This window comes from Lacticaseibacillus suihuaensis (genome assembly GCF_054785075.1).
Genome location: NZ_BAAGBJ010000016.1, coordinates 1 through 23,347, shown reverse-complemented (window position 1 = coordinate 23,347; position 23,347 = coordinate 1). Strand labels below are relative to the sequence as shown.

The following is a 23,347-nucleotide window of genomic DNA, read 5'->3' as shown; positions in this document are numbered from 1 at the left end:
GCTATTCCTCCTCGGTTACATCCGCGCTGTCATCAGCTGCCACAGTAACCGTGACTTCTTTAGTTGTGGTCTGTCCAAACTTGTCAGTCGCTGTGTAGGTCAACTTGTAGTCACCTGCCACAGCCGTATCAACGGAACCATCAACGGTAACCCTTGCCTCACCGTAAGGGCTGGTTGTGGTTACGTTAACCAGGGCATCAAACTGATCACCGACCTTGAGCGTCGTTTGCACCTTAGCAACATCCAAGCTCGGCTTGTCGGCCGTGACGTTAATCGTCACAGTCTTGGTCGTCGTCTGCCCGAACTTATCGGTCGCCGTGTAGGTCAGCTTATTTTCGCCAGGCTTGCTGGTATCGACGCTTCCGTCTACCTTGAGGTCAGATTCGCCATACTTGCTGGTTGCTTTGACACCCTGAAGGGCATCGAAGTTAGTGTTGATTGCGATGCTCGTGTTCTGGTCGGTAGTGTCAATGACTGGCTTGTCAGCGTAAACCGTGACTGTGCGTTGCTTGGTGACCGTCTGCCCGTCACTATCGGTAACAAAATAGGTCAGTTCATACTGACCAGGAGTCGTTGTATCAACCTTACCTTCAGCAGTAACCTTGCCCGTCACATCGCCGTCTTGGAAGTCGGCAGCGTGAACGTCTTTCAAGGCGTCGAAGGTTGTACCCACCTCAACCGGATTGTCATTCAGAAACACGATAGAAGGCTTGTCGTTGATTACTGTAATCTCACGCGTCACTGATACGGTGTGCCCCTCGCTATCCGTTACTGAGTAGGTAACGGTATAGGTGCCTGGCGTGTTCTTATCAAGCGTGGTTGTATAGCCAATCGCGTTTGTCAGATCGCCATCTTCTGGGTCACTTGCCGTCACGCCGAGCCGGAAATTGACTGATTCCTGACCCTTGTGCACCGTCATCGTCGCCGGTGCGCTGATGGATGGTGCCTGGTCAGGTGTGGTTACACCAGAATCTGAGCCTCCACCATCAGTGCCCCCGCCGGTCTGTCCGCCATCACCAGGAAGTGTCCCAGGCTGATTGCCAGACGTGCCGCTGTCTCCACCAGGAAGCACCTCCGGTGTTGCTGGCTCAATCGGTTCTGGTGTTGGCTTGGTGGCATCCGTTGCCAGTGCCACAAGGCCCTTGGTCTGATCAGAGTTGAGGTTGTCTGCTAGCTTCTGCACGCCATTGTCGAGCAGGACTCCGGCCACGCCATTGCCCTCATCGTTCTCCAAGAGTGTCGGGAACGCGTCCTGGATAACAGACTTGGCGCTATCGTCCTTGTTGCTTTGCGAGTCGCTGCCAGCGGCCTCCTTGATCACTGACTTCACGGTATCCTGCTTCTTCTTTGTTGCAGGCTTCGCTGTCTTTTCGGTCTGCTGCGCTGGCCCCGCCACCGCCTGATAGATACCGTAGCCACCACCACCAAGCACGGCGGCTGAAATTAAAACAGCCGCAAGAATCTTGCGGCTGCCCTTCTTCTCTTGTTCTGGTTCCTGTGCCATTCTTGTCACTCTCCTAAAGTTTCGAGTTGATGTTGAAATGAAGCAGCGCTAGCTTTTGCCTGCGCTCTTTCAGCAGCACTCTTGGTTTTATCATTTGCAATAGATTGATAGTGCTCAACCGCCTTTTGGTAGGTTTCCCCGGTTTGGATGGCCTGGTCTATGGTCTTGTTCTTCAACTCAGCATTGATTTGCTTCGCTTGATCGAACTTTCCAGTCTGGATGTAGCCTATCGCAATCAGACTTTGCAAGTCCTGGTCATTCAGATCCTGGTTAAGAATCTCCGCCTGCTCATACTGTTTGGTCTTTATATAGGCCACGGCCAACTTAGACTTACGAACCCTGGTCATCGCTGCTTCCTGGCTAGCAGTGATCACTACCAGGTACTTTTGCTGTGCGTAGGCTAGGTCAAACTTACCGTTTGCGCTGGGGTACTTCGCCTGAAACTTCGCTAATTGTGCCGTCGTCCCATCAGTGACCACCACGGCTTCAATATTGCTGCGCTTTTCCGGGTACACCTGAGCTGCTTGGATATACTTCTCGCCACGCACCAGCGATTGGTAACTGGGTTGTGGCGCCGCCTTGGATGAGAAAAAGAACCGGTACGACCCAAACACACACAGCAGCGCCAATAGCGCAGCCGCCAGTCCAATCAACAGCCGTTTGTGTTTACGAATGATGTCTCCTTGCGCGAGGCGGCGCCTGGCGCGCCGTTCCCGTTCTACCTTCGGTTCAGGTTGCCCGGGTTCACGGCGAGGCGGTTCTTCTACTGGCTCTGGTTCGGCATTGGAATCATCCTCCAACGTAGCGTCAGGTTCAGCCTCCGGCGATGGGTGGGCTGCTTCACGCTGCTCTGGTGCGCCTTCAGAACGACCCGTCTCTGATTGAGGGGATTTTTTGTCGGCTGATTCAGGCTTTTCCTCTGACGCTGCACCAGGATCCCGATCGGATTCTGGATTAGGCCCCGGCGTTGTCTCCGCGACCAAAGCTGCCTGAAGCATCGCTATGAATCGCTGGACATCGTCCGAAGAGACATTATCTAGCACTTCTTTAAAGGTATGCTGAACCAGTGCCAACAGGTTGCTCATATACGGCGCATCCGTTCCAAGCTCTAGTGCATCACGGAAAAGCAGGTCACCGTTTGGCTGGTCATGAATGCTAATCACGACAACCAGCTTTTTGTGGCTATCCAGACAAGCGCGATTTGTCTCTCGGATGGTCTTCTCCGCCTCATGCAGTGAGTAACGGCGGGTCTTGGAGAGCTTGGAAAAGAAAGGCCAGGCAAAGCGGCTGCGCTTCAGCAACACATACATCGCTACTCACCTCCTTCAGCGTGATTAAATGGTTTTCAGCCAAGTCACGATGGCGGTAGCCGACAAGGCAATGAATAACCCAATTGCGGTGTTAGTCATACCATCTCTGGCCTCTTCAATTTTTTGGCGATTCTTCGTCATGTGAGCGAGCCCGTATAATCCTAATTTCACGGCTGCGTATGCACCTGAGACTGTCCCGATTGCCGTCACAAAGAATTGTAATGCCTGCAAGATTTTATCCATTTTCACGATCCTCCTGAGTTAGTTCCCGCGTAGGCTGGCTCTTCTGCGCCGTCATCGACTTAATCAATAGCGATGTGTTCTCCGTAATGATTTCCTGATACTTGTCGTTGAGCCAGTCTTCCATCTTGATTCCCTTGGCTGCCAAAATAGCGGTAGCAAGGCGTTTGTTTTGGTTCTGTTCAGCACGATTTGCCATGTTCTCAATCCTTTCTAGTTCACAATCAGTAGTTCAACCTTGCGGAGGCTAACAGGACGCGTTTCTTGCACCTCGCCCAGATCCAGCAGTTCGGGATCCGCCCACCAACCGGTCTTCAGCACAGCGTGATAACCCGCTTCGATATGCTGTCCGAAGCCAGAGTTATAAATTGTGACTCTGATCCAATTAGCCCCACAATCAACAACGGATGCCGTGCTTGGATCTAATTTCAAGACTTTAGCCATTACACAAACTCCCTTCGATAATGCGTGTCTCGGTAGCCTTCAATCAGCCAGTCCCCATCTGGCGCTTTACTGATGCGGTGTACCTCAAGCGCTGCTAGGTAGCCGAGCTTTTGGTAGAATCCAGCCGGTCGTGCAATTTGCGGGGCTACGTGCCCAATCGCGAGCAGAATACCCGGTACCATCAACTTCTTGGCTTCCGGGTTTGCGCTGAAGAAGCTCTTTTTCACACGTACAAACAGAATCTCGTTCCCCTCTTTGTCCTTGCCGCTGGTGCCAATCTCACGCGCCAAAAAGCGTTCATCAACATACACTCCTTTCTCCATGTGCGTTCCTCCTTTCTATCAAATGACTGCGGCCCATCGGGCCGACGCTGCCCCAGGGAGTTGAACCCTGGATTAGACCACCGACGACAGCAAAAAGCCCCTTCGGGCAGAAGGGGCCGGGTAGAGAACTAAAATTTTGGGGGATTAGGCAAAGTCAGCGTCAGGCCAGACTTTGCCTAAGCTGTACTAAGGAGTCGAAGCTTAGTTTTCCGAGTACAGCAAAGGCCCTCGATTGAGGGCCTTGGTAGTCTTACTTCTTCTGTTTCTTCTTCCTGCCTTTGTTGTCTAAACCAATCTTAGCCAGGTAGCCGGTATCTGGCGTGAAGGGAAATTTCTTATCCCTTGCAACTTGACGCAGAAAGATTGTGATAGCAGCGCTCACTGAGAAGCCCATTTCTGATAAGGCTTCTTCTGCGGCTGCTTTGGTAGCGACATCAACACGCGCAAAGACTCTGGCAGTCTCATCTTGCAGCTTCACGTTCTCACCCTACTTTCGTTTTCCATATACAGCATTTTATACTATCGGTGTTGCTTTATCAGCCGATTAGCAACTTATACTGCCCCAGGGAGTTGAACCCTGACCTTACTCTAGGAATGGGTAAGCCGGTGGCAGCAACGCACTCCTACTTTGTTCTCTGGGGGAGAGGTAGGAGCACAAAAGGGAATAGAATGAAAAATCGTTGGTGCATGGTAGGCAACGGGGCTGCTGCCTACCAAGGTCATCCTAAGGAGTCGAACCTTAGCTCGCCGCGATGACGTCGATAGTCCCACAGATGACAGCAGAATCAACAAGATTCCGTAGTTCAGATTACCAGTTACCGTACAATTTGCTAGTTGATAGTCAACCCTTGATCAGTTCTTGTGTTCCGAACGGTTCCCATTGTGCGCCAATGGTGTTACAATGGTCTCAACAAGGAGGGGATTTGATGGACACCAAAAAACCAGAGGCACGGCTCAATATTCGGCTAGACCCACAGTTGAAGGCGAAGGCGACCGCGGTAGCAGAAGACATGGGAATTGACCTCAGTACGGTAGTTAGACTGACGCTAACCCAGATGGTTAAAGACCGGCAACTTCCGTTCATGCCAACGGCGCTGCCAGCAGACACACTCGAAGCACTAGACGATGCCGACCACCCGGAGCGGCTTAACCAATATGCTAGCGCCGAAGACATGTGGAGGAAGCTCGGTGTTTAGCCTAAAGACAACTAACGCATTCGACCGCGATGTTAAGCGACTCGGCAAGAAACATTATCCAATGAAAGAACTCAAGCAGGTGGTTGCCCTCATTTTAGAGGGTGTCAACAAGGAATCGTTGGCGACCCGATATGCCGACCATGCGTTATCAGGAAATCTGCAAGGAAACCGCGAACTACACGTGGTCAAAGGCGCCCGTGGGAATTGGCTATTGATGTACAGGCTCGATCAGGATAACCTGACCGCGACTATGCTGCGAACAGGCTCCCATGACGAACTATACGGTAAGTGAAAAGCCCTGAAAGGGGCTCTTTTTTGTGATTTTTCCATCAGTGACTACCTCCTCAAAAATCTTGGTGCAAGACCGCCCCAGAGAGTCGAACCCTGGCAGCGTCAGCAGGCGCTAACGCTATCCCGGTGGCGGTAGTGGTAATTAATCACTTGTCAACGTGCCCACGCGATACGCGGTTGGATCAGATGCCGTTAGAGACGTATCAAGGTGCTTTTGGAGGCCAAGTTTAGTTGGTGTTACCTTGATTAAGTGACCTTGGACAACGTATCGAAATGGCGGGTGTTTGTGCCCGGTGCGAGGACAAGTGAAAAGGTGAATCTGCTTTGCCGAGCCTGCTTGTGGATCACTCAGAATCGACGCGTCATCTCCATTGACGGTATAAGCAACATCGGCTTGATACGTATAGGTGCCTAACTTTGTGTACACCTGAATCAGTCCGCCTGCCCCTTTCCCGCCCTGATAGTCCGATGGCCGGTAAGCAGCCCCAGCCCGACGCTCATAGCCCCGGCTGGTGGTCAGCTGGAAGAGATTTGCGAACAACACACCGTGAAGATAACTAGAGTGCCCGGCTAGGACATAGTTGTTATCGCCTGGCGCGGTGTCCGCCTTTACCCCTGAAAGCTCCGCATATGCGCCATACGCAAGCCCTGCGGTCGTTTTGTAGACTGCCAGGTCAATCCCAACGGATGGAATTGAAAGCGCTGTGTCGGCCCGTATGTGCGTTCTCTGGGGCGTTGTCTTAATTTCTACCGACTGGCCCTTCTTTAGTGCCTTGATGAGCTGTTTGCCCTCAGTGCTTGCACGGCGTCCCTTGTTGACTTCGTGCAGCGGCTGCCACGCAATGAGGCCGATACCGACCACCAAAAACAGCAGTAGAAAGCCAACCAGCCAGCGCCGCTTGTGCATTGACTAGGCCCGCTTACGCAGCAGGTAGAAGGCAATACCCGCAGCACTGATCAGAGCAACCACACCCAAGGCCAGCAGTGCACCGTTCAGGGAGTCGTCAGTCTGGGTCAGCTTAGGTGCTGGTGCGATGTGAACCGTTTGGCCCGCGTCGTTGATGTCAGCGTGGCTAGCAATCAGCTTGCCATCGTGGTAAAGGTCTTCAAAAGCAACCACGTCATGGCCGCCCAGGGAGCTGCCATCGAACGTAAAGGTCATAGTCACCTTCATGTCCTTAGCGGTTGCCTTGAAGGTCTTTTCAGCAGTGACTTTCTTGCCGTTGATCAGAACCGGCTTGCCAGTGGCCTTGTCCATCAGGTAGCCCTTAACGGTGTAGGTCTTACCAACCACGAGGTCATTAAACTCAACAACGTCGTTAATGGTCATGTTCTGGCTAGCAGTCACCGTCTTCTTGCCGTTAGAGGTCGCCGTCGTGTGCAGCTCAATCTTCGGGAAGTGAACGGTTTGGTCTTTGTCGTTGATGTCTTCGTGCGAAGCAATCAACTTGTTGTTGTGGTAGAGGTACTCAAAGGCCACAACGTCCTTGCCAGCCAAGGCGCGGCCGTCAACGACAAATTCAACGTCAATCGTGCCGTCAGCCTTTTCGGCTTTGAAGGTCACGGTCTTGGAAACTTTTGAACCATCGGCGTTCTTAACGAAAGAGCCGTCGGTATAGTGCAGGTAGCCAGTCACGGTGTAGGTCTTGCCAACAATCAGATCGTGGTAAGCCACAGCATCCTTAACGGTTACCTTTTCTTCTGGGACAACTTCCTTGGAGCCTTCAGAGTCAGTTGCAGTCGTGTGCAGCTCAATCTTAGGGAAGGTCACGGTCTGATCCTTGTCGTTCACGTCTTCGTGGAAGGCAATCAGATTGTTGTTGTGGTAGAGGTTTTCAAACACAACCACGTCCTTGCCCGCCAGCAGGCGGCCATCAACCGTGAAGGTCACGTCGATGGTGCCTTCGGTCTTCTCGGCGGTGAAGGAAACCGTCTTGGAAATCTTTTCGCCCTTTGCATCAAGGACAAAGGAGCCGTCGGTGTAGTGCAGGTAGCCGGTCACGGAGTAGTGCTTGCCGACAACCAGGTCGCTGTACGCAACAGCATCCTTGATGGTGACGTCTTCTTCAGGCATTACTTGCTTGTCGCCTTCATCAGAGGTCGCCGTCGTGTGAACCACAGGGGTTACCACTTTGACGGTTTGGCCTTCGTCGTTGATGTCAGCGTGGCTAACAACCAGGTTGTTGTCACGGTAGAGGTTTTCAAAGACAACAAATTCTTTGCCCATTGCCTTAGAAGCATCGACTGTGTAGGTCATGGTAACCGAACCGTCAGCCTTGTCGGCAACGAACGTCTTCTCAGCGGTAATTGGGTTACCCTTGGCGTCCAAGACAACCTTGCCGGTCGCCTTGTCCATCAGTTGGCCCTTGATGTTGTAGGTCTTACCAACAATCAGATCGTGGTAAGTCACAACGTCGTTGATCACCAGGTCGCCATCTGACAGAACGTCATGAGAGCCATCTACGTCAGTGGCGGTGGTGCCAATCTTTGGCGTGGAGAAGGTGATGGTTTGTGGTACGTCGTTGATGTCGTTGTGAACAGCCACTTCGCGGCCGTCGCGGGAGAGTGATTCAAACGCAACGGCGGTCTTACCCGCCAGCAGCGCTGCATCAAACGTGAACGGCATATCAACGTAGCCAGTCGCGGTCTTGGCAACAAAGGTCATGGTCTTGGTGACAACCTTGCCGTTGTCGTCAAGGAGCGCGTCGCCAGTCGCCTTATCCATCAGCTTGCCAACAACCGTGTACTCCTTGCCAGGTACGGCATTGGCGTAGAATACGCGATCAGTGATCGTCACCTGCTTGTGCGGTTCTTGGATGTGCGTACCATCCTCGGAGGTCACGGTCGTGTGAACCTCTTCAGGGACACGTTCGTTGGTGGCGGTCAGGTTAATAGTCTTGCCAGCATCAGTAGCGGCAATGCTGAACTTCTTGACGGTAGAATCGAGCTTGAACCCATCAACAGTTTTTGTTTCTTGGTAAGTCCAGTTGCCAGTCATTTCAGAGATGTTCTTGTTGAGGTCGATCTGGCCCTTGGCATCCGTGGTGAAGTCGCCGTAGTCCTTGCCATCCTTGGTGAAGTGGAAGGTTACGCCTGCCAGCGGATCATTATTGCCAAAGTCAGTCGAAATGTCGTACTTCTGCAAAACGACGTTGACGTTCTTTTCAACCTTAACGTTGATAACTGTCCGGTTGCTGACCGGGTCAATCAATGGTCGAATAACGTCCTGGCGTGTTGCGTGGGACGCAATCAGTGGAGTGCCTTGATAGTTAGCGTCAATCTGCGGAACAAACTGAATGTTGCCCGACTCGTTTGAGGAAGCGCTCGCAGTAATGGTCATAGAATTACCGTTCTTGGTAACGGTAGTGCCAGTCGTATTTTTGTACGTAGTGGCACCGTAGTTAGCAAAACGGCCAGTGGAATCGGTGACGGTGACCGATTGGCCGGCCTTAACAGTTACCGTGGTGTTGTTGAACGACGTTACGCCGGTGAATGGAGAAATCTGCCCATTCACTTTTGCCTTGAAAGCATTGTAGGTCGCTTTTGACACGGGCCCGGCTTGAACACTCTGGAGCTTGTAGCCAAGTTCCTCCCAGATCATCCATTGCGTCATGATGTAGTTATTGACGCTCTTTTTTTTCTGGTAGCCATAGTACGCGATTGCAGAAATCATTTGCTTGGCAGCCGAAGAGTCCTGATAGGTTTTGTAACCTGTACCCGTGTACCCTTCTCCATCGGCTACAACGCCTTGCCCCGGATCGATACAAAATACCACCGGCCCGCTCGCCGAGTTTAGATGGAGCGTGGGTGTCCCACCCTCCTTAAATGTGCCACCGCCTGGCTTCACCCACGTTGATTTAGTCCCATGGCCCCCGTGCTCCATCGTTACCGACGCGGCACTTACTGTACTCGCCTGAACAGCATTCAACGCGAACAATAGACCAAGCATTAAGCCTAGAGCTGCAATGAGACCGCGCCACAAATGGCTCTTAGTCTGTTTGTTCATGTTTGGAATCTCCTCTCAAAATAGATTTAGTAGCAACAAATCGTATATCTGCCGGTGCGCGGATACTGGTCATAGATCTCATCTCCTTAATTTTGAGCACAAAAAAAGCGGCCCATTTTGTATGAGTCGCTGTGCATTACACTATCGAATTAACTTAGTCTGACCATTCCCAAGAGTAGAAGGTTGTTCCGTCTTGATATGAGACGCTGAAAGCATGTGCTTGCCGCCCTTGTCCAGCGTCAGCGGCGTCATCCAATGCCTTATTCATAGCCGCCATGGCCGCGCTCATTGAAGATAAGAGGCCACCGTTGCCGATGTATTCTCCTGGCTCTAGGACGTGCGGCTTCTTGACTGGCTCAGTTGGCTTGGTGCTTGAGCTAGAGGACGATGGCTTGCTAGGCGTTGTGGTGTGGCTCGTGCCAGTAGAAGAACCAGTAGACGGCTTGGTTGTCGTCGTAGTGGAGTGAGAAGGCGTCGTTGTGGTCGGGCGGCTAGTGGTTGTGCTGTGGCTTGCGCTAGCTGCTGGTGTGGAAGGCTTGGTCGTAGTAGCTTGCGTTGACTTAGTAGTCGTCTTTGCTGCCTGGCTGGCTTTTGCACTGGAAGAAGCTGCCGGTGCAGATGCACTGCTGCTCTTAGCAGCGGCGCTAGTCTCCTGTGTCACCGTTGCCGAGACCTTATCGGTGCCAGCGGTCAGACTTTCCTTAGCAACCAGCTTTCCGTTCTCAATGGTTGGAATCTTTGGTGACCAAAAAGCCTTGAAGGCGGCAACCGGGATTGCATCGACCGCTGTCTTAGCGGCGTCTATCTTCGCCTGGTCTGGGTCACCGGTGGTGCTGGACTTCACCTTGGCAATGGCCGCCACTTCGTTATGAATCAGAGTGGCGTCATCTTGCTTCTGACTGACAAACTTCGCGTACTTCGACTTCAGACCGGTTAGAGTCTGTTGGAGCGCATCGTCTGATTAAGTAAGATCCTTAATCACGCGCTTGTCCTTGAGCACAGCCTTGATCTCCGTGTTGACGGCGACCATCTGCTTAATCGCCGCAATGCGAGACTTGCTGACACGCAGCGTCTTCTTTTGCGCCTTGGTCAGATCGCCACGCAGCTTGTAGACCTTCTTGTACTGCTTGCCCGCAGCAGTAATCTTGGCTTTGGTCACCTTTTTGCTTGGCAGCTCATACTTCTTGCTGCTGAAGAGGCCTTGAACGTCCTTTAGGTCAGTTTACAAGGAACTACACGCAGACCGTGAAACGGGCTGCTGACAACAAACGGCGGTATGCTCCCGGAGAGGGCAGCATACCGCCTGTTTTGTTGTCCGGGGTTTCCAAAGGGGTGCCCCCTTTGGCACACGACTTTGCTTGCAAAGTGTAGTGTGTTATACCTGCTGGCGTGGCTGACGGGGGAAACGGGGTGCGGTGCTTCTTGCGCCCCGTTTGCTCCGGCAGGAAAACAGGCTGAATTTTTGCGAATGGGAATGAGCAAAAAATCGGCCTGTTTTCAGAGAACGGCGGCAGGTATATGAAAGCCCCCGTCCCTCGTCCTACGCTCCGACTTGTGGACAAAGTGTCCCGAAGTTGTGGCCACACTCCCGGAAAAGTAGCAGGACAGCGGGCAACCGTCAAGGCTGAAATGAACGGGGTTACACCCGGCCTTGACCGCCGCCCGCCGCCCCGCTGGATGGGTGGACAAGGCGGCCAATCCCTCAAAGTGCTTGTCCGCGCTCTTTCTGATTTTGAGGTATTCAGTTTTTCAAAATTGAATAATCAAAATAAATTTTTTCGATTGAAAAAATTTTATTTGTTATCATCTTCAATGCCATATTTTTTCTTTTGCCGAATCACATAATTACTGATTTTTTCATCATATAGTGGATACTGGTAATCCAACTGGCATGCCACTTCTGACGAAACCTCCCGGAACAATGCCATACATTGTTCAAAGGATTCCCACATATGGGGATAGGAATCCATATTATAAGTGGACATAAGTCGTTCCCACAATTCCTCTGGGACATATTGCTTCATAAATTTATAGTTTTTTCCCAAACTGAAATGAAATCCCTGTTTGATACCAATCAGCCAGGAAATCATGCGAAGCAATTCTTTTCGTACTATATCATTCATATGGTCAATAGCAAAAAGAATTTCTTTGCGGCATAAGCCCTTTACTACATATGTTGTAGTATTCCAAAATTCATTACAGCAATCGTCAAACATTCTTTGAGTAGGCTTCTGCAAGTGGTAGTCTATATCCGTTGGTATTGGCGGCTTTACGATACGGTTGTCTTTATCCAACAGTAACTTTACCAGTTTATCCCATGTAAAATACTCGTCTATCAGTTCCAGCGGCAGCAAAGTTAAATCTATCTTAACATCATCAGTAAACAGCATTAAATATGAAAATCCCTTTTCTACAGCTGGAAATAATTCCATATCTTCCGGCTTTTGCAGAATCAACCTTTCACCAAATATATCTAGCCATTTATCATCACTTGTGAAGCTGTCCATATCCGTAACAAAAAAAGTAATATCAAAATCCTGAAAATCATCAGGCGGAATATTTGTATTTGTTCTAGATCCTTCCAAAGTAACCATGCGAATGCGTTTGTCTGTTTTTGCAAAATTCAAAACAATATCATAAACTTCCTTTTCTGATCTCATTTTTATCTCCTCCAATTATATATCCTTCACCGGAAGTGAGGAAAAATACGCTTCTCTTCCCTCTTTTATTATAAGCTCGTGGCACGGCTTGTTTCCGGCGTTGTCGGGAATGCGCGCGTCCATTATGTTCACGGCTATCATCTCGGGAGTAATGGCGGCTCTCCCTCCGGCTTGACCTACGCACACCACCGCGTCGGGTCTGTATTGCTCCACCGCTTTTTTAAGAACCTCTCCTGCCTTTCCAAACACCGTCGGCACTTCGAGCTTTAAAATTTCCGCGCCTTGTATTTCGTTTTTCATCATTTTTACGGCTTCTCCCGCAGGATTGATTTTCTCTCCCCCGAACGGGTCAAAGCCTGTGAACAGTATTCTCATTTTATCATGCCTTTCTTTGTCTGTATTCTCTCAAAATCTCGCGGCACCTGTTTTGAAGCCACTCTGTTGTCTCAGTATCGTTTTCGACAGCGTTTTCGTATATTTCCGTCAGCCCTATCCGCAGCTCATAGCATAAAATTCGCTCGGTATATCTCGGCAGGTGAGAGTATTTTCTCTCCCAATACGCCGCAGTTTTTTCCATGCACATGAGCCATGTCCGCCAAAAATACGCGGTCGCGATGTCGTAAAGAAAGTCCCCGTAAGCCGCGCAGTCCCAGTCTATAACGCCACTTATCCTCGATTTTTTGCCTACGATAACATTATTCGAGCCGAAATCCCCGTGGAACAGCGCTCTTTCTTCCGGGCAATAAGATATAAGCTCACGATATGCCGCGAGAAGCTCGTCGATGAGTGAGAGGTTAACATAGCTCCTGCTTACCGCCGTCCAGTCTCTCTCGAATACCTCCGCAAGATATTCTCTCCAGCTGTAAAACGGAGCGTTTCCCGTATCGCTGTCAAACACGCCGCAGCCGGAAGTGCCTGATATATCGGTTCGCGATATTGCTTCGGTTACATCCGTAATATCGCCGAGCAGTCGCACAACCGTTTCTTCATCGGAGTCCTCATATGTAATCCCGTCCGCTTTTACGCTGATGCAGAAGTAGTGCGTGCCGTCAAAGTTGCCTGTTTCAACAACCTCTGGAATAGGAACTCTATCCGAGCGGAAGTGCTCATAGGCGTATTTGTCTTTTTTGAAGCCTTCCATATTTGAATTTATGCGCACGACATATTCTCTGCCGCCACGCGAAAACCAATACGCCTGTGACTCCTGCCCTTCTTTTATCGGAAAAAGCCTTATATCCTCACCGTACTTTCGGCTTAAAAACTCTGTGATGCTTTCTTTTGAATAATCGCTTTTCATGTTCCGCTCTCTCTTTTAGCTCTGTCTGAGGATAATATACCACTGACGACAAGCGGCGGGTGGTGGATTTGATGATTACCACCGTTGCCGCCACAAGCGACAGCTTGAACATTACATGGAAAATCTGACGGGCGGTAATCCTCCCGTCAGACCGTTACCCTGTGTAGTCCCTTGTAAACTGTACTTTGCTAGAGTCTAAACTGCAACAGTTGTGGTGTCCTTGGTGCTCGTCTTAGCTGCGGGTTTTGATCCGCAGCCCGCAAGCGTCAGTGCTGTCAGTAGAATCAGGCTACCCGCCGTGATTGTTGTCTTTTTCATTTTTCTCTCTCCCCCGTATCCTCGTGCTTTATCCAACAGTCTAGCCAATCAGCCAGGCGCTCTTCTCTATTGCGTCTTTTTGAGCTTCAGCTTTGCATCCAGATACCGTTGCTCCTCTCTAGGAAGCACCGGCCTGACTGCATCTGTTTCACCAGGTTTCAAAGCCGTTGTGTAATAACCATGGTCAATCATCTTGTAGCGAACGCCCTTGGCCAGCGTCTTGATTGGCCGCCCAAGGCCGTCAAATATTTGCTTTTCTTGTTCTTTGAGCATATTCCTCGTCCTCCTTAGCGGCTTACAAGGCAACACACTGTCCTGACTTTGGAGGATCGTCTTGTCGAGAGACGAAAGGGTTCCAGAACACTGTGCTGTCGTGTAAGCCGCCAAAGTAGTAACTTACACATGTACCGCTTCTGGATTCCTATCCAGAATCCAGAATGTATCAACGCGGTTGTCATGCTTCTTGTAGACTCTTGTCACCCCTGTGGCCAAGCGGGTTATGTTGCTCAAAATGCCAACTTCGGCGGCGGTGATTGGCTTCCCAATAGCATGCCGATACTGGGCGTAATCCTGATAGGTTGCGCTGCCTGAGTGCTGCTTTAGAAAGTCGGTGAGTTGGCTCGCCACTAATTGTACACGTTCTGTCTGTCGCATTGGCCTACCTCCTGTGATACATGATTTTGCGTGTGAAATATGCCTACGCTTAACACGTAGGGTTTAACGGTTTTTGCTACTTCTGTTTAATTTTTAGAGTACATATTATTTGGTTTTTGACTTCAGCATTTCATCCGGCTTTAGGCCCTGAGTCGGACTGACCTTAGCAGCTATGCTGCACGACAAGGGGCTTTTGGCGTGCGCCCCTACGACCTTTCCCGCCTTTTCATGTCCTCGCAATGGCATTCGCCGTCTAGCGATTAAGTGCAACGCTGATAATGCCAGCGCCCATCAAGTACCTTGCCGCCTAAGCGACTAGTGAGGTGGCTCGTTTTGAATCTGGGTCACGTCTTCTTGTAGTCTGCGTGGATCTCACGCGAATCTGTCCCCGGCTGAGTGTCCCGCAGTAAGAGTGACCAGAAGCGGGCAGGGATAAAGGTATTCAGTTGTCAAAGGACCAGCGCGCCTGCGGATAGCGGACGGTGCCACTAGTTCAACGCGTCATAGAGGTGGTGTGCTTGTTAAGCGCACGCATATTTCGCACACGATGTTGCTAGATTAGATTGCGCCTGGCGGTATCGTCGTCAGTTTGTCGCGCGGATGTTTCCGGTGCGCGATGGCACGATGCTGCGAGTTATACACGGTGCGGATACTGGGATAGACACGTTCCAGGAGCACGTGCTGGCCCTGGAAACGATCGTATAAGCGACCGTCACCCAGATTGATGAAATAGCGGTGATCCCAGGTGCGGATAGCAGCTGCGCTATGCACCAGTTCGTCAATGGCGACGTATCTTCCCATCTTCCCCACTCCTACTCTTGCTTCATGCAAAAATTGCAACCGAGTAAATTGCGAGAGGTACGAAAAAAGGGAGGTTACAGACTTCCCTGTAACCTCCCTCGATGCATCCTTCACTCGCTGTTTCCCATGCGTGACGCGGGGTTTCCGCGTGTCTGCGTGTTAAACTTGAAATGCTGTGGATGCACAGTAGGGGGTAGTCACTCAGGAAGTTGCTTTTCCATCGTGTGACTCCGAATTTGCGCTTAAACCGGGTTGATAGCCCGGTCAGCACTTTCGGTTAGCCCACTTTTTTTGTGCCAGTGCGACACTCGCAATTTAAGCCTTCAGAATATCAGACCCCTCGCAAAAGTCAACTGTAAATATTTTTCAATATTTTGTAAGCGCTATCCCAAAGGCAATTATGTTGCTTAAACCCTTGTAAAATCCCAACAATGCCAGGCTAAACTTCGTAAATCGAACACACGTTCGGTTTACAATCTTATAATACCTCACAGTTTTACCAAGTCAAGCATTGGCCTTCTTGTGTTCACGTTGGCGCCGCCGGGCCCGGTTTGCTTCTCGCGCTTCCATCCGGGCCTGCTTACCCGTCCGCACGTCAGCAAAGCGATCTTGCAGGTCACGCAACGCCGCACGGTCTTCGTCGTCCTTAGCTTGAAGGTTGAGTTGGCGCACAGACTCGTTCTCAAAGATCTGCTTCATAGCGCCGTAGAGGTAATTGTCTACGTTGCGGATAGAGCGCTCGCTACGGCCGTCAAGTTGGTCTTTCCAGCGCATAACGACTCGCAGCAGTGCCTTGTTGAGCTCGTCTTGCAAATCCTCGGTGACCAGGTACGTGTCGTATTCCAGTTCCGCGTCGCGCTTGGCGTTCAGGATAACCCCCACGCGTTCGCGGGCCTCCTTCACCGAGTGGCTCCATTTGCCAATCAGCTGAAGACTACTACGACTCAGAATGTCGCCAGACACAGCTGGATCAATGCTGTCTGCGAAGTTATCCAGCAGCATTCTTTCTAGCTCGTCATCCTTCTCAGGCGAAAGCTCGGACTTGAGTGGTTGGTTTTGCTCTGCTCCCTTTTCCGGTGTCGAAGACTCCGTGTTTAAAGAGTCGGTATTCGCAGTCTCTCTAAGGTCTCTAGTAAGGTCTCTAGAACCTAGTTCTAGATTGTTTCCACTTTTCGGAATTCCAGGAAGTGGAAGTCCTTTATCCACGGCGTTCTTTGGGGTTCTACTTTCTGGAACTCCGCTTTCTGAAACTGAATGGAGCGCGCCTTCTACTGGATCCTGATTGTAGGTTTCACTGGTATCAATTTCGAGCTCAGCGAGATACAGATGATTCGGTTGATTCAACCCGAGTTGTTTTTGGGCAAGTAAGCCGGTTTCTTCAAGCTCGTGTTTCACTTTGACAACGGTAGAATGACCGCAATTAAGAATACTTTCGAGGTCTTTAATCGTGTAGATGAAATATACGTTGTCATCAGCGTCAACCCAGTTGTTCAGGACTGAGAATTGTAAGCGATCCTGTAAAGCCATGTAGGCAATCTTTGCCTTGTCACTGAGTGTCCGATACTTTTCAGCGTAAAGAAGAGCCGCGGGAAATTTGAAGAATTGGCGTTCGTAGACCGTAGCCTTCTTTGTGTAGTTGAATTTCGACATTTTGTTTCCTCCTGTTGTGTTGACACACGAAAGAGTCCCCTGCGATTCCGCAGACGACTCTAATCACAAACAGAAGTAGTTCGAGGTAAATATAACCTGCCACATTCTATTGTGCAACTTTGAAGCAACCTCACTACCAAAATTCCAGAGAATGCGGTAGAATATCTTTGAAGAAGATTTTTGGTTGCTCGGTCTACGGATCGGGCTTTCTTTTATATCTGGAGAGTACCATGGTGATTTGCCTGGCGCAATGCATAAAACACTTTTCGTATACGGTATACGGAGAGTGTTTTTGTATACCGTATACGAAAAGAAATCCTTGCGTATACGGTATACGTTAACCCGTCAGCGCGTATACGGTATACGAAAATCGGAAATGCTTACCGTGCTTAGTTTTGCTTAGGGTGAAAAACAAACGGAACTTAAACACAAAACGTATACTGTATACGTAAAGTTCAATAAATAACGTATACCGTATACGAAAATGCAAGATTAGTTGAAGTGGGTGTTCCCAAAATTTTTTGTGAAGCACAAGTTTCCGGACGGATGGTCGGTTCTTAGATGCTGCCGACACGTTAATCCCTTGGACCTGCTTTTGGAGTAACTAATACAACCTGGACCCAGGGCTTTCACTTCACCATCTGCTGAAAGCGAGGACTGTTTGTGTATTCTGAACTTTTCGGTTGCGGTCGGTACTACCAACGAGAAAATGGCAATGCTCGACCCACAGGTCGAGAGATCCAGTTAATACTGTTGGTGAAACAGAGTGAAGGTAGGAACACTTGTCGTATACCGTATACGTTTATACGCATTTCGTATACGGTATACGAAAACAAACCACACCGACATACAAGATGGGTAGATTCCCGCCAGACTTTACGCAGTATGGGTACCGGTATTGTCTCGCCTTTCTGCTTAGTTTACGTATACCGTATACATAAATATGCTTTTCGTATACGGTATACTAAAAGAAACCACATTGACATGCCGGATGAGTAGATACCTGCCAGACCTTAAGCAGTATGGGTACCGGCATTGTCTCCCTTTTCTGCTTAGTTTACGTATACCGTATACGTAAATATAAATTTCGTATACGGTATACGAAATGTAGATCCGTCAATCAACTTCCAATACAATCTCTTTTCAAAATTCCTAAATATCAGCCGTGTATTGGGTTTTCAGGAGATCACCGGTCACCGTATACCGTATACGTTATGTTAAATGTCGCATGCGTACACCATACCGGCCAAAATACATATTTTTCGTATACGCTATTGACCGGGTTCTGCACTTTTCGTATACTTCTAGTAAATAAGGTGGAGGGAAATGCTATGACAGCGAAAACATTCACAGTAGGTAATTTTAAGGGCGGCGTTGGTAAAACAAAAATTGCCACGATGCTTGCTTACGACAACGCAGAAGTACGCGGGCAAAAAACGTTACTGGTTGATCTGGATCCACAGGCTAATGCCAGTGATGTTCTCGGAAAGTCGTTTGGGATTGATGAAATACCGGTCACCATCATGGATGGCATTAACGCCGGCGATATGAGAGCGGGAATCATAAAACTATCCGACAATCTTGATCTGATTGCTTGTACGACCAAGTTCTCGACCTTTGAAAAATACGTTATCCAAGGTTTCCCAGACGAAGCCGACCAAGTGACTGTGTTCAAAAATCTTCTTGATCCGCTCAAAGACGACTACCAGGCAATTTTTCTGGACGTTCCACCAACCATTTCAGTTTTCTCCGATAACGCAATGGCGGCGAGTGATTACTCTATAATTGCTTTCCAGACTGTCGACGAGTCTTTGCAAGGCGTGAAGAAGTACGTGAGTTACCAAAACTTCATGGTGGATCACTACGGAATTTCACTACAAGTAATCGACATTATCCCTTGTATGCTAACCTCAGACGACAAATTGGATCATGACGTACTCGCTGAGGCCCGCAAGGAGTTTGGAGACGCCGTTTCTTCTACGGTTATTAAGTACCAAAAACGTTTGAAGGGATATTCACGTACTGGTATTACACTTAATAGAAATCGAAACGGTAACTATGAACAGTGGGACTATCGTGCACACGCAGGTTTCATCGACCTTCTGAATGAACTGGATGCGCGTGATGAATACGTTCAGGGAAATAAGGAGGCGTAAACTATGACGGCACGTAACGAGTTCCCTTCCTCAAAGGGGAATGCGCCCAAGGCATTTAATCAACTGGTACGGAAACCGAAGCCAGCGGTCAGCATTGCAGGTGACGATGATTTTTCTCGGGGCGGATTGATGTTACCTAAACAGCGGGAGACAATGCGGGCAAAGGAACGACCCGAATCATCGCGAAAGACTAAGTCACCTGACCAAAAGAGGAACTCTGATACTGTAACCATGGGCAGGCCCAAAAAAGACCCGTTGTATGTTGCAACATTACCCCAACGAATATCACCAGCAACTAAGGCAAAGCTTGATGTATTGCAAGAGTATGTGACCGAGTTGCGTTCGGCGGAAGGCAGGGTTACGTTCGACGTGTTAGTCAGTGCCCTGGCTGACGCGTATGTCAATCAGAGGCTTTCGACAGCAAAGGTTGAGCATTTCCAGGACGAGTTTAACCTTGCGCTGAAACAGATAATGGAAAAGTAGACTTTAGGAACAAAGTACATGTGTACATTTACACCAGTGTAAATGTGTAAACCAAGCAGCGTTCAGTTACTAAAGTACCAAAGTAACATTGGATGCAACGACACCAACTAAGGCTTTTCGGAGAACCACACCTTACTAATATTTTGACGGCGTTAGCGTGTATGTATAAATCCCAGGGAGCGGCTGCTGCTCACCTGGCTAGGGGGAGAAACATGGCAGTAACAAAGAAGGATTTGTATGCAGCCTATGCAAAGCACACCAAAACCGGGCTCGATGATCTACATGAGCCCGGCAGCGACCCGGATTGTGCCGTGTGCGATGAGATTAACTTGATTTCCTTGCAGCTTGACGGTCATCCTGAAGCCACCAGCGCGGTTCAACTGGACATGGTTGAGACACCGACGCAAAAGGCTATTCCTGCTGTGTGGGAAGTAGAAGAAGATGATGGCTCCGTTAGCATCATCCGTACCGTCACCCATCGACAGGAACAGAGTGTGCTTGCTCGTGGCAAACAACGTCGCAAGATGGAATCAAGTGAGGCTCTTAGGCTCGGTATCGCAATAGAAGGAACCAAGGTCATAACGCTAGACCAGGCAATCAAGCGCATGGGCCGCGCAGGTGGCACGATTGCTACCTGGGGTGAGATTGAGCTTGCCAAAGGGACGGCCTTGCGCAAGCAAAGCCAGGCCGATCAGTACGTTCAGTTTGACGGCGGGAACCTCGCCGCTATTCAGAAGATAGCTGAACCAGCAAATGCGCACTTCACCAAAAAGCATGATAAGGTTCAAGTTGACGCTTATGCTGGCAGCAAGCAGCCAAGCTTTTCCCTGGAGGTTGGTGACATCCTGATTAGGCTCGCTACCGGACGCCTCCTGGCCTTGTCACAAACAGATTTTGAAGCCCTTTACGACTACGACAGCCAAATTGGTTGGACGCTCGCATAACAGCGTCAAGGGAGGAATGGATGGCAAAGAAGATACAGATCAGGCGGCGGGACTTGCAGGTGCCGGGGCAACCACACAAGAAAGCCCCAGCACCCGTCGTGCCGAAGCCAAAGAAGCCGAAAGTCTCAGAACGAGAAGTTGAACTAAAACGGCAGCGGACAGCTCTGAACCGTGTGAAGCGCGAGCTGCGGGGACTCGATGCCAAGGCACCAAAGAACAATAACCCGCAACGCTATGCGGTATTGAAGCGGAATGCTACCATCGCAATAGCTTACTTTCTTAACGACGATGGCTCATTGAATCCGCACACCTACAAGTGGTTAGTTCCAGAAACGATTGACCTATCTAGTGCACGCTTCGGCCAGATCATCAAGGTGCCAGGGCGAGAGGGTCGGCCGCAGTCGGTACTCTACGCATACAGCCACGTTGGGCAGCAGCGCCGCTATCGCAGCGGCAAGGTAGAACCATCGGTCGAAATGCTAACGCTAACGGACGAAATGGCTACGCCAGCACAGATTAAGGCGATGGGGCACCGGGTTGCGGAGCTGGGAGATAAGTTGGCAACTCACCGCAAAGAGTACGAAGGACATCGTAAGCTCACCCGCGCCGTTGCCCGGAAGCGCAACAGGCTGCGCAGCAAAGTTGGGAAACTAAGCGATAAGGTCAAAGACTTACAATAGAAAACGGAGGATGGGGAAATGGGAGGCACAACGCAACTAACAAACTGGATTAGCTGGGCACTGGACGTTGTACTTGATAATCTACTGCGCATCTTGAACGCTCTTGGGTACCTGATCATCGCCCCATTTCAATATATCTTCTCACACGTCTTGAAGCCCATGTTCAGCTATATCCTGCACGCGATCTTCGGCAACAGTCTACCAGGCGTTGCCATGTTCTTAGGGGTCCTGATAGTGATTCTGGTGGCGTTCTGGGCGTTGTATGAGTGGCCGGTGGTTGTGGGTGGTTTATTCCTTGCCCCCTTTGTCGGTGGGGTCTTTGTGGCGCTGGGAAGCCTCTTTCGATTTGGCGCTAAGTCACTGATTGCTGCGGGTATTATCTGGATTTTCTGGCAAGGAATCAAGGCCGCCAATCGGTTGCTCTGTCGAGCGGACATGTGGGTAGCAGCAAAACGTGGTAGATAGAGGACCCTGTGGGGCCAGGTGCAGAATGAGTCGGCTTATCTGAAGGCAGTGTTGCTTACTCCTCGTATACCGTATACAAAAACTATGTATTGACATCGTTTGTTTCCAATCAACAAGAGCCGTCACCCGCTGGAGGTGGCGGCTCCTTTGCTGTCACATATAATTATGGACTAGTCATTAGGGTTGTCAGCACAGACTAGATAATGAGTCCTCGCAGACGCCACGCCGAAATCATCTTCAATAAGATATATATCGGAATTTAAAGCCTAACTTTCGGTTGACCGGAACTAATTACTCGGATATAATATCTGTGAAATGGGATCTTAGGAACAGGCGCCAACCAAGGAGGAACTTTTATGTCCAGACAATACACCGCGAGTCTTTATATCTTGGTCCCAACACACAATGTTTATCACCCGCAAGGATCCGTGTACAAAGTTTCAATTGGGAACGAAAGCACCGCACGTGTTAACGGCTCGAGTGGAGTCAAACAGGATACCGGATTCCCTATAACTGGCAATAACGTAATTAAGATTCAACTGTTGGTCCCTAAGCAGGCGGGTCATAACCAGCCACGCAACATTAACGACTACAATATCCGCCCACGGCTCACGCTAAGTTACGGTTACTATCAAAACCCCGATACCGGAGAAACAGTCGATCAGTTTGCCGAAGTCAGTGACGCGGCCGCCTTTCTGCGACATTACTACCAAAGCACGCTTTCGCCTTCCATTCGGGAACAACTGACGGAGGCTGATATTACCCCAAACTATGAAGCCTACCGCGCCAAACAAGGGAATGAGGTTGCCAATGACTAAAGTTTATTTCTGGCGTGCCCCTTCCCGCGAAGTTGGCCGAACCTGGCTTACAGCAAGAATCTTCGGCACAGATGCCGTTGTTGTTCAAAATGCCTGGCCTTTGCGCCCGAAGATTCTTTATCAAGAAGCGCTGCGTCGATGGCCCAACAGACGTGATCGTCTCAAGCGTGACTACAAAACAATCATTGATATTCGACCTGGTGATGTCCTCATCCTTAAGGTAGGATGGCACTTTTACCGTTGCTCGGTTAGACAAGTCGATGGAGCCACGTGGCACTTTGCAGAGCGCCAATCGTATGCCGAGGCTCAGGCCCTCTTGTACGCAAATCTCGCTAATGTTACGCGGCTTCCATACATCCAGCTAATGACACTCCAATTTCGGCTTCTTATGCAGCACAAAACGCCTAGCAACCACACAATGATGGGGGTCAGTTAAATGCCCAAAGTGTATTGGTATAACCATAATCCAGTTGAAAAAACGGGAACGAAGGAACAAGCCGGACGACTATGGCTTAGATTTAGCATCGTTGGTATCGGATGGATTCGTGAAAACGAGCCAACGCAGCCACTTGACCTGTCACAATTTGTTTCGCGTGTAGCTCAGGATTGCAGCTCTGATGCTGAAAGAAACACCTTTAATCGCTTTAAGCCGAGCTTTGAACAAATGATTGCAACATCAGCCGGCGATATTGTCTGCATAGAAGTTAAGGGAGTGGTGTATGCTGGGGGTTCTGGTGCAAAGTTGAAATTAAGCGTAGATCAAAGTGACTGTTTTTAGTGGTTGTAGCCTATGCCGCTAACAATTGGTCGACTTCTTGGTACGCTGAAAAGCCGAAGAGGCCTAGCTTCTTTCGGCTTTCTTTGTGTATCGCATGCATGGTTTCAATGCCGTATAATGTACTAGCTGCTGTCCGAGTGCTCTGATAACTTGCGGAACGAACCTGTTGCCGCTTAATAAAACGGTGATCTTGCTCAATCAAATTATTGCGATATTTGGAGCACTGATGCACACCTTTGTGCAGATAGCCTTCCCTAGTAAGCTTTTTAATTGCCTTTAGGGTCGCTCCGTACTGATCAGTCACTAATCGATGTGGAAGACCATAGGTC

Annotated in this window: 29 protein-coding genes and 1 pseudogene; 11 read left to right on the top strand and 19 right to left on the bottom strand. The window is 49.8% G+C overall.

Features of this window, described 5'->3' with window-relative positions:
- Position 1: 1 nt before the first annotated feature.
- The 7 genes from ACYVRZ_RS11735 to ACYVRZ_RS11705 all read right to left on the bottom strand — a co-directional run bounded on the left by ACYVRZ_RS11735 (position 2) and on the right by ACYVRZ_RS11705 (position 4,299).
- Entirely contained in the window at positions 2-1,504 is a 1,503-nt protein-coding gene (locus tag ACYVRZ_RS11735; RefSeq protein WP_056989275.1) for an immunoglobulin-like domain-containing protein, read from the bottom strand.
- Between the two features lie 5 nt (positions 1,505-1,509).
- The gene (locus tag ACYVRZ_RS11730; protein ID WP_461227074.1) at positions 1,510-2,814 is read right to left on the bottom strand and encodes a hypothetical protein; all 1,305 of its coding nucleotides are present in this window, start codon (positions 2,812-2,814) and stop codon (positions 1,510-1,512) included.
- 24 nt (positions 2,815-2,838) lie between these two features.
- On the bottom strand, positions 2,839-3,057 hold the full coding sequence (locus tag ACYVRZ_RS11725; RefSeq protein ID WP_056989273.1) for a hypothetical protein: 219 nt from the start codon (positions 3,055-3,057) through the stop codon (positions 2,839-2,841).
- Entirely contained in the window at positions 3,050-3,253 is a 204-nt protein-coding gene (locus tag ACYVRZ_RS11720) for a hypothetical protein (protein ID WP_054663302.1), read from the bottom strand. Before ACYVRZ_RS11720 ends, ACYVRZ_RS11725 begins: the two co-directional genes overlap by 8 nt.
- 14 nt (positions 3,254-3,267) lie before the next feature.
- The gene (locus ACYVRZ_RS11715; RefSeq protein WP_054663298.1) at positions 3,268-3,498 is read right to left on the bottom strand and encodes a hypothetical protein; all 231 of its coding nucleotides are present in this window, start codon (positions 3,496-3,498) and stop codon (positions 3,268-3,270) included.
- On the bottom strand, positions 3,498-3,821 hold the full coding sequence (locus tag ACYVRZ_RS11710) for a hypothetical protein (RefSeq protein ID WP_054663295.1): 324 nt from the start codon (positions 3,819-3,821) through the stop codon (positions 3,498-3,500). Before ACYVRZ_RS11710 ends, ACYVRZ_RS11715 begins: the two co-directional genes overlap by 1 nt.
- A 250-nt stretch (positions 3,822-4,071) precedes the next feature.
- Complete coding sequence (locus ACYVRZ_RS11705; protein WP_054663292.1) at positions 4,072-4,299, bottom strand: type II toxin-antitoxin system RelB/DinJ family antitoxin; 228 nt, start codon at positions 4,297-4,299, stop codon at positions 4,072-4,074.
- A 448-nt stretch (positions 4,300-4,747) separates the two neighbouring features.
- On the opposite strand from ACYVRZ_RS11705, the gene ACYVRZ_RS11700 reads away from it, so the two are divergent.
- Both ACYVRZ_RS11700 and ACYVRZ_RS11695 read left to right on the top strand, forming a co-directional pair.
- Positions 4,748-5,017 (top strand): type II toxin-antitoxin system RelB/DinJ family antitoxin, encoded by a 270-nt coding sequence (locus ACYVRZ_RS11700; RefSeq protein WP_056989272.1) that lies wholly within the window; start codon positions 4,748-4,750, stop codon positions 5,015-5,017.
- The gene (locus ACYVRZ_RS11695) at positions 5,010-5,309 is read left to right on the top strand and encodes a type II toxin-antitoxin system YafQ family toxin (protein WP_056989271.1); all 300 of its coding nucleotides are present in this window, start codon (positions 5,010-5,012) and stop codon (positions 5,307-5,309) included. Before ACYVRZ_RS11700 ends, ACYVRZ_RS11695 begins: the two co-directional genes overlap by 8 nt.
- A 141-nt stretch (positions 5,310-5,450) precedes the next feature.
- Here the strand turns inward: ACYVRZ_RS11695 and ACYVRZ_RS11690 are convergent, their stop codons facing one another.
- Both ACYVRZ_RS11690 and ACYVRZ_RS11685 read right to left on the bottom strand, forming a co-directional pair.
- Positions 5,451-6,215, bottom strand: a complete 765-nt coding sequence (locus tag ACYVRZ_RS11690) for a sortase domain-containing protein (RefSeq protein WP_054663286.1) — start codon at positions 6,213-6,215, stop codon at positions 5,451-5,453.
- Positions 6,216-6,218: 3 nt separating this feature from the next.
- Positions 6,219-9,314 carry a VaFE repeat-containing surface-anchored protein gene (locus ACYVRZ_RS11685; RefSeq protein WP_461227071.1) on the bottom strand — a complete coding sequence of 1,032 codons (3,096 nt, stop codon included), beginning with the start codon at positions 9,312-9,314 and terminating at the stop codon, positions 6,219-6,221.
- A 479-nt stretch (positions 9,315-9,793) separates the two neighbouring features.
- Between ACYVRZ_RS11685 and ACYVRZ_RS11680 the strand changes: the two genes are divergently transcribed.
- Complete coding sequence (locus tag ACYVRZ_RS11680) at positions 9,794-10,186, top strand: hypothetical protein (RefSeq protein WP_461227069.1); 393 nt, start codon at positions 9,794-9,796, stop codon at positions 10,184-10,186.
- A gap of 89 nt (positions 10,187-10,275) precedes the next feature.
- Here ACYVRZ_RS11680 and ACYVRZ_RS11675 read toward each other — a convergent pair whose 3' ends face one another.
- From ACYVRZ_RS11675 to ACYVRZ_RS11635, 9 genes and pseudogenes are all read right to left on the bottom strand, one after another.
- Positions 10,276-10,473: a hypothetical protein gene (locus tag ACYVRZ_RS11675; protein WP_461227067.1), complete on the bottom strand. Its 198-nt coding sequence runs from the start codon at positions 10,471-10,473 to the stop codon at positions 10,276-10,278.
- Positions 10,474-11,107: 634 nt separating this feature from the next.
- Positions 11,108-11,974: an aminoglycoside 6-adenylyltransferase AadE gene (locus tag ACYVRZ_RS11670; RefSeq protein ID WP_001255868.1), complete on the bottom strand. Its 867-nt coding sequence runs from the start codon at positions 11,972-11,974 to the stop codon at positions 11,108-11,110.
- A gap of 24 nt (positions 11,975-11,998) precedes the next feature.
- Positions 11,999-12,349 (bottom strand): annotated as a pseudogene (locus ACYVRZ_RS11665) (pyroglutamyl-peptidase I); the annotation flags it as partial.
- A gap of 4 nt (positions 12,350-12,353) precedes the next feature.
- Entirely contained in the window at positions 12,354-13,271 is a 918-nt protein-coding gene (locus tag ACYVRZ_RS11660) for an aminoglycoside phosphotransferase family protein (RefSeq protein ID WP_002779679.1), read from the bottom strand.
- 195 nt (positions 13,272-13,466) lie between these two features.
- Positions 13,467-13,589 carry a hypothetical protein gene (locus ACYVRZ_RS11655; RefSeq protein WP_255533295.1) on the bottom strand — a complete coding sequence of 41 codons (123 nt, stop codon included), beginning with the start codon at positions 13,587-13,589 and terminating at the stop codon, positions 13,467-13,469.
- Between the two features lie 66 nt (positions 13,590-13,655).
- Positions 13,656-13,862 (bottom strand): hypothetical protein, encoded by a 207-nt coding sequence (locus tag ACYVRZ_RS11650; RefSeq protein ID WP_054663272.1) that lies wholly within the window; start codon positions 13,860-13,862, stop codon positions 13,656-13,658.
- A gap of 123 nt (positions 13,863-13,985) precedes the next feature.
- A complete protein-coding gene (locus tag ACYVRZ_RS11645) occupies positions 13,986-14,243 on the bottom strand; it encodes a hypothetical protein (RefSeq protein ID WP_054663269.1) in 258 nt (85 codons plus the stop codon).
- Between the two features lie 558 nt (positions 14,244-14,801).
- Positions 14,802-15,044: a hypothetical protein gene (locus ACYVRZ_RS11640; RefSeq protein WP_056989269.1), complete on the bottom strand. Its 243-nt coding sequence runs from the start codon at positions 15,042-15,044 to the stop codon at positions 14,802-14,804.
- A gap of 504 nt (positions 15,045-15,548) precedes the next feature.
- Positions 15,549-16,694 (bottom strand): replication initiator protein A, encoded by a 1,146-nt coding sequence (locus ACYVRZ_RS11635; protein WP_461227063.1) that lies wholly within the window; start codon positions 16,692-16,694, stop codon positions 15,549-15,551.
- A 1,331-nt stretch (positions 16,695-18,025) separates the two neighbouring features.
- Here ACYVRZ_RS11635 and ACYVRZ_RS11630 point away from each other — a divergent pair.
- From ACYVRZ_RS11630 to ACYVRZ_RS11595, 8 genes are all read left to right on the top strand, one after another.
- On the top strand, positions 18,026-18,850 hold the full coding sequence (locus tag ACYVRZ_RS11630; RefSeq protein ID WP_203624231.1) for a ParA family protein: 825 nt from the start codon (positions 18,026-18,028) through the stop codon (positions 18,848-18,850).
- Between the two features lie 3 nt (positions 18,851-18,853).
- Complete coding sequence (locus ACYVRZ_RS11625; protein ID WP_203624232.1) at positions 18,854-19,333, top strand: hypothetical protein; 480 nt, start codon at positions 18,854-18,856, stop codon at positions 19,331-19,333.
- Between the two features lie 212 nt (positions 19,334-19,545).
- Positions 19,546-20,277, top strand: a complete 732-nt coding sequence (locus tag ACYVRZ_RS11620) for a hypothetical protein (protein ID WP_203624233.1) — start codon at positions 19,546-19,548, stop codon at positions 20,275-20,277.
- 20 nt (positions 20,278-20,297) lie between these two features.
- Positions 20,298-20,957: a hypothetical protein gene (locus tag ACYVRZ_RS11615; protein ID WP_203624234.1), complete on the top strand. Its 660-nt coding sequence runs from the start codon at positions 20,298-20,300 to the stop codon at positions 20,955-20,957.
- An 18-nt stretch (positions 20,958-20,975) separates the two neighbouring features.
- Positions 20,976-21,422 carry a hypothetical protein gene (locus tag ACYVRZ_RS11610; RefSeq protein ID WP_461227060.1) on the top strand — a complete coding sequence of 149 codons (447 nt, stop codon included), beginning with the start codon at positions 20,976-20,978 and terminating at the stop codon, positions 21,420-21,422.
- A 356-nt stretch (positions 21,423-21,778) separates the two neighbouring features.
- Entirely contained in the window at positions 21,779-22,240 is a 462-nt protein-coding gene (locus ACYVRZ_RS11605; protein WP_461227058.1) for a hypothetical protein, read from the top strand.
- The gene (locus ACYVRZ_RS11600; protein WP_054665561.1) at positions 22,233-22,676 is read left to right on the top strand and encodes a hypothetical protein; all 444 of its coding nucleotides are present in this window, start codon (positions 22,233-22,235) and stop codon (positions 22,674-22,676) included. The genes ACYVRZ_RS11605 and ACYVRZ_RS11600 overlap by 8 nt, the downstream gene beginning before the upstream one ends.
- Positions 22,677-23,018 (top strand): hypothetical protein, encoded by a 342-nt coding sequence (locus ACYVRZ_RS11595; RefSeq protein WP_461227056.1) that lies wholly within the window; start codon positions 22,677-22,679, stop codon positions 23,016-23,018.
- A gap of 10 nt (positions 23,019-23,028) precedes the next feature.
- On the opposite strand, the gene ACYVRZ_RS11590 is transcribed toward ACYVRZ_RS11595, so the two are convergent.
- Positions 23,029-23,347: DDE-type integrase/transposase/recombinase (locus ACYVRZ_RS11590; RefSeq protein ID WP_461227054.1), on the bottom strand; the 319-nt coding region annotated here is incomplete at its 5' end.

What these genes read in the sequence shown, in the direction of transcription:
- ACYVRZ_RS11735 (WP_056989275.1), bottom strand. Translation starts at nt 1,504, where the DNA reads ATGGCACAGGAACCAGAACAAGAGAAGAAGGGCAGCCGCAAGATTCTT.
- ACYVRZ_RS11730 (WP_461227074.1), bottom strand. Translation starts at nt 2,814, where the DNA reads ATGTATGTGTTGCTGAAGCGCAGCCGCTTTGCCTGGCCTTTCTTTTCC.
- ACYVRZ_RS11725 (WP_056989273.1), bottom strand. Translation starts at nt 3,057, where the DNA reads ATGGATAAAATCTTGCAGGCATTACAATTCTTTGTGACGGCAATCGGG.
- ACYVRZ_RS11720 (WP_054663302.1), bottom strand. Translation starts at nt 3,253, where the DNA reads ATGGCAAATCGTGCTGAACAGAACCAAAACAAACGCCTTGCTACCGCT.
- ACYVRZ_RS11715 (WP_054663298.1), bottom strand. Translation starts at nt 3,498, where the DNA reads ATGGCTAAAGTCTTGAAATTAGATCCAAGCACGGCATCCGTTGTTGAT.
- ACYVRZ_RS11710 (WP_054663295.1), bottom strand. Translation starts at nt 3,821, where the DNA reads ATGGAGAAAGGAGTGTATGTTGATGAACGCTTTTTGGCGCGTGAGATT.
- ACYVRZ_RS11700 (WP_056989272.1), top strand. Translation starts at nt 4,748, where the DNA reads ATGGACACCAAAAAACCAGAGGCACGGCTCAATATTCGGCTAGACCCA.
- ACYVRZ_RS11690 (WP_054663286.1), bottom strand. Translation starts at nt 6,215, where the DNA reads ATGCACAAGCGGCGCTGGCTGGTTGGCTTTCTACTGCTGTTTTTGGTG.
- ACYVRZ_RS11685 (WP_461227071.1), bottom strand. Translation starts at nt 9,314, where the DNA reads ATGAACAAACAGACTAAGAGCCATTTGTGGCGCGGTCTCATTGCAGCT.
- ACYVRZ_RS11670 (WP_001255868.1), bottom strand. Translation starts at nt 11,974, where the DNA reads ATGAGATCAGAAAAGGAAGTTTATGATATTGTTTTGAATTTTGCAAAA.
- ACYVRZ_RS11660 (WP_002779679.1), bottom strand. Translation starts at nt 13,271, where the DNA reads ATGAAAAGCGATTATTCAAAAGAAAGCATCACAGAGTTTTTAAGCCGA.
- ACYVRZ_RS11655 (WP_255533295.1), bottom strand. Translation starts at nt 13,589, where the DNA reads ATGAAAAAGACAACAATCACGGCGGGTAGCCTGATTCTACTGACAGCA.
- ACYVRZ_RS11650 (WP_054663272.1), bottom strand. Translation starts at nt 13,862, where the DNA reads ATGCTCAAAGAACAAGAAAAGCAAATATTTGACGGCCTTGGGCGGCCA.
- ACYVRZ_RS11645 (WP_054663269.1), bottom strand. Translation starts at nt 14,243, where the DNA reads ATGCGACAGACAGAACGTGTACAATTAGTGGCGAGCCAACTCACCGAC.
- ACYVRZ_RS11640 (WP_056989269.1), bottom strand. Translation starts at nt 15,044, where the DNA reads ATGGGAAGATACGTCGCCATTGACGAACTGGTGCATAGCGCAGCTGCT.
- ACYVRZ_RS11635 (WP_461227063.1), bottom strand. Translation starts at nt 16,694, where the DNA reads ATGTCGAAATTCAACTACACAAAGAAGGCTACGGTCTACGAACGCCAA.
- ACYVRZ_RS11630 (WP_203624231.1), top strand. Translation starts at nt 18,026, where the DNA reads ATGACAGCGAAAACATTCACAGTAGGTAATTTTAAGGGCGGCGTTGGT.
- ACYVRZ_RS11625 (WP_203624232.1), top strand. Translation starts at nt 18,854, where the DNA reads ATGACGGCACGTAACGAGTTCCCTTCCTCAAAGGGGAATGCGCCCAAG.
- ACYVRZ_RS11620 (WP_203624233.1), top strand. Translation starts at nt 19,546, where the DNA reads ATGGCAGTAACAAAGAAGGATTTGTATGCAGCCTATGCAAAGCACACC.
- ACYVRZ_RS11615 (WP_203624234.1), top strand. Translation starts at nt 20,298, where the DNA reads ATGGCAAAGAAGATACAGATCAGGCGGCGGGACTTGCAGGTGCCGGGG.
- ACYVRZ_RS11610 (WP_461227060.1), top strand. Translation starts at nt 20,976, where the DNA reads ATGGGAGGCACAACGCAACTAACAAACTGGATTAGCTGGGCACTGGAC.
- ACYVRZ_RS11605 (WP_461227058.1), top strand. Translation starts at nt 21,779, where the DNA reads ATGTCCAGACAATACACCGCGAGTCTTTATATCTTGGTCCCAACACAC.
- ACYVRZ_RS11600 (WP_054665561.1), top strand. Translation starts at nt 22,233, where the DNA reads ATGACTAAAGTTTATTTCTGGCGTGCCCCTTCCCGCGAAGTTGGCCGA.
- ACYVRZ_RS11595 (WP_461227056.1), top strand. Translation starts at nt 22,677, where the DNA reads ATGCCCAAAGTGTATTGGTATAACCATAATCCAGTTGAAAAAACGGGA.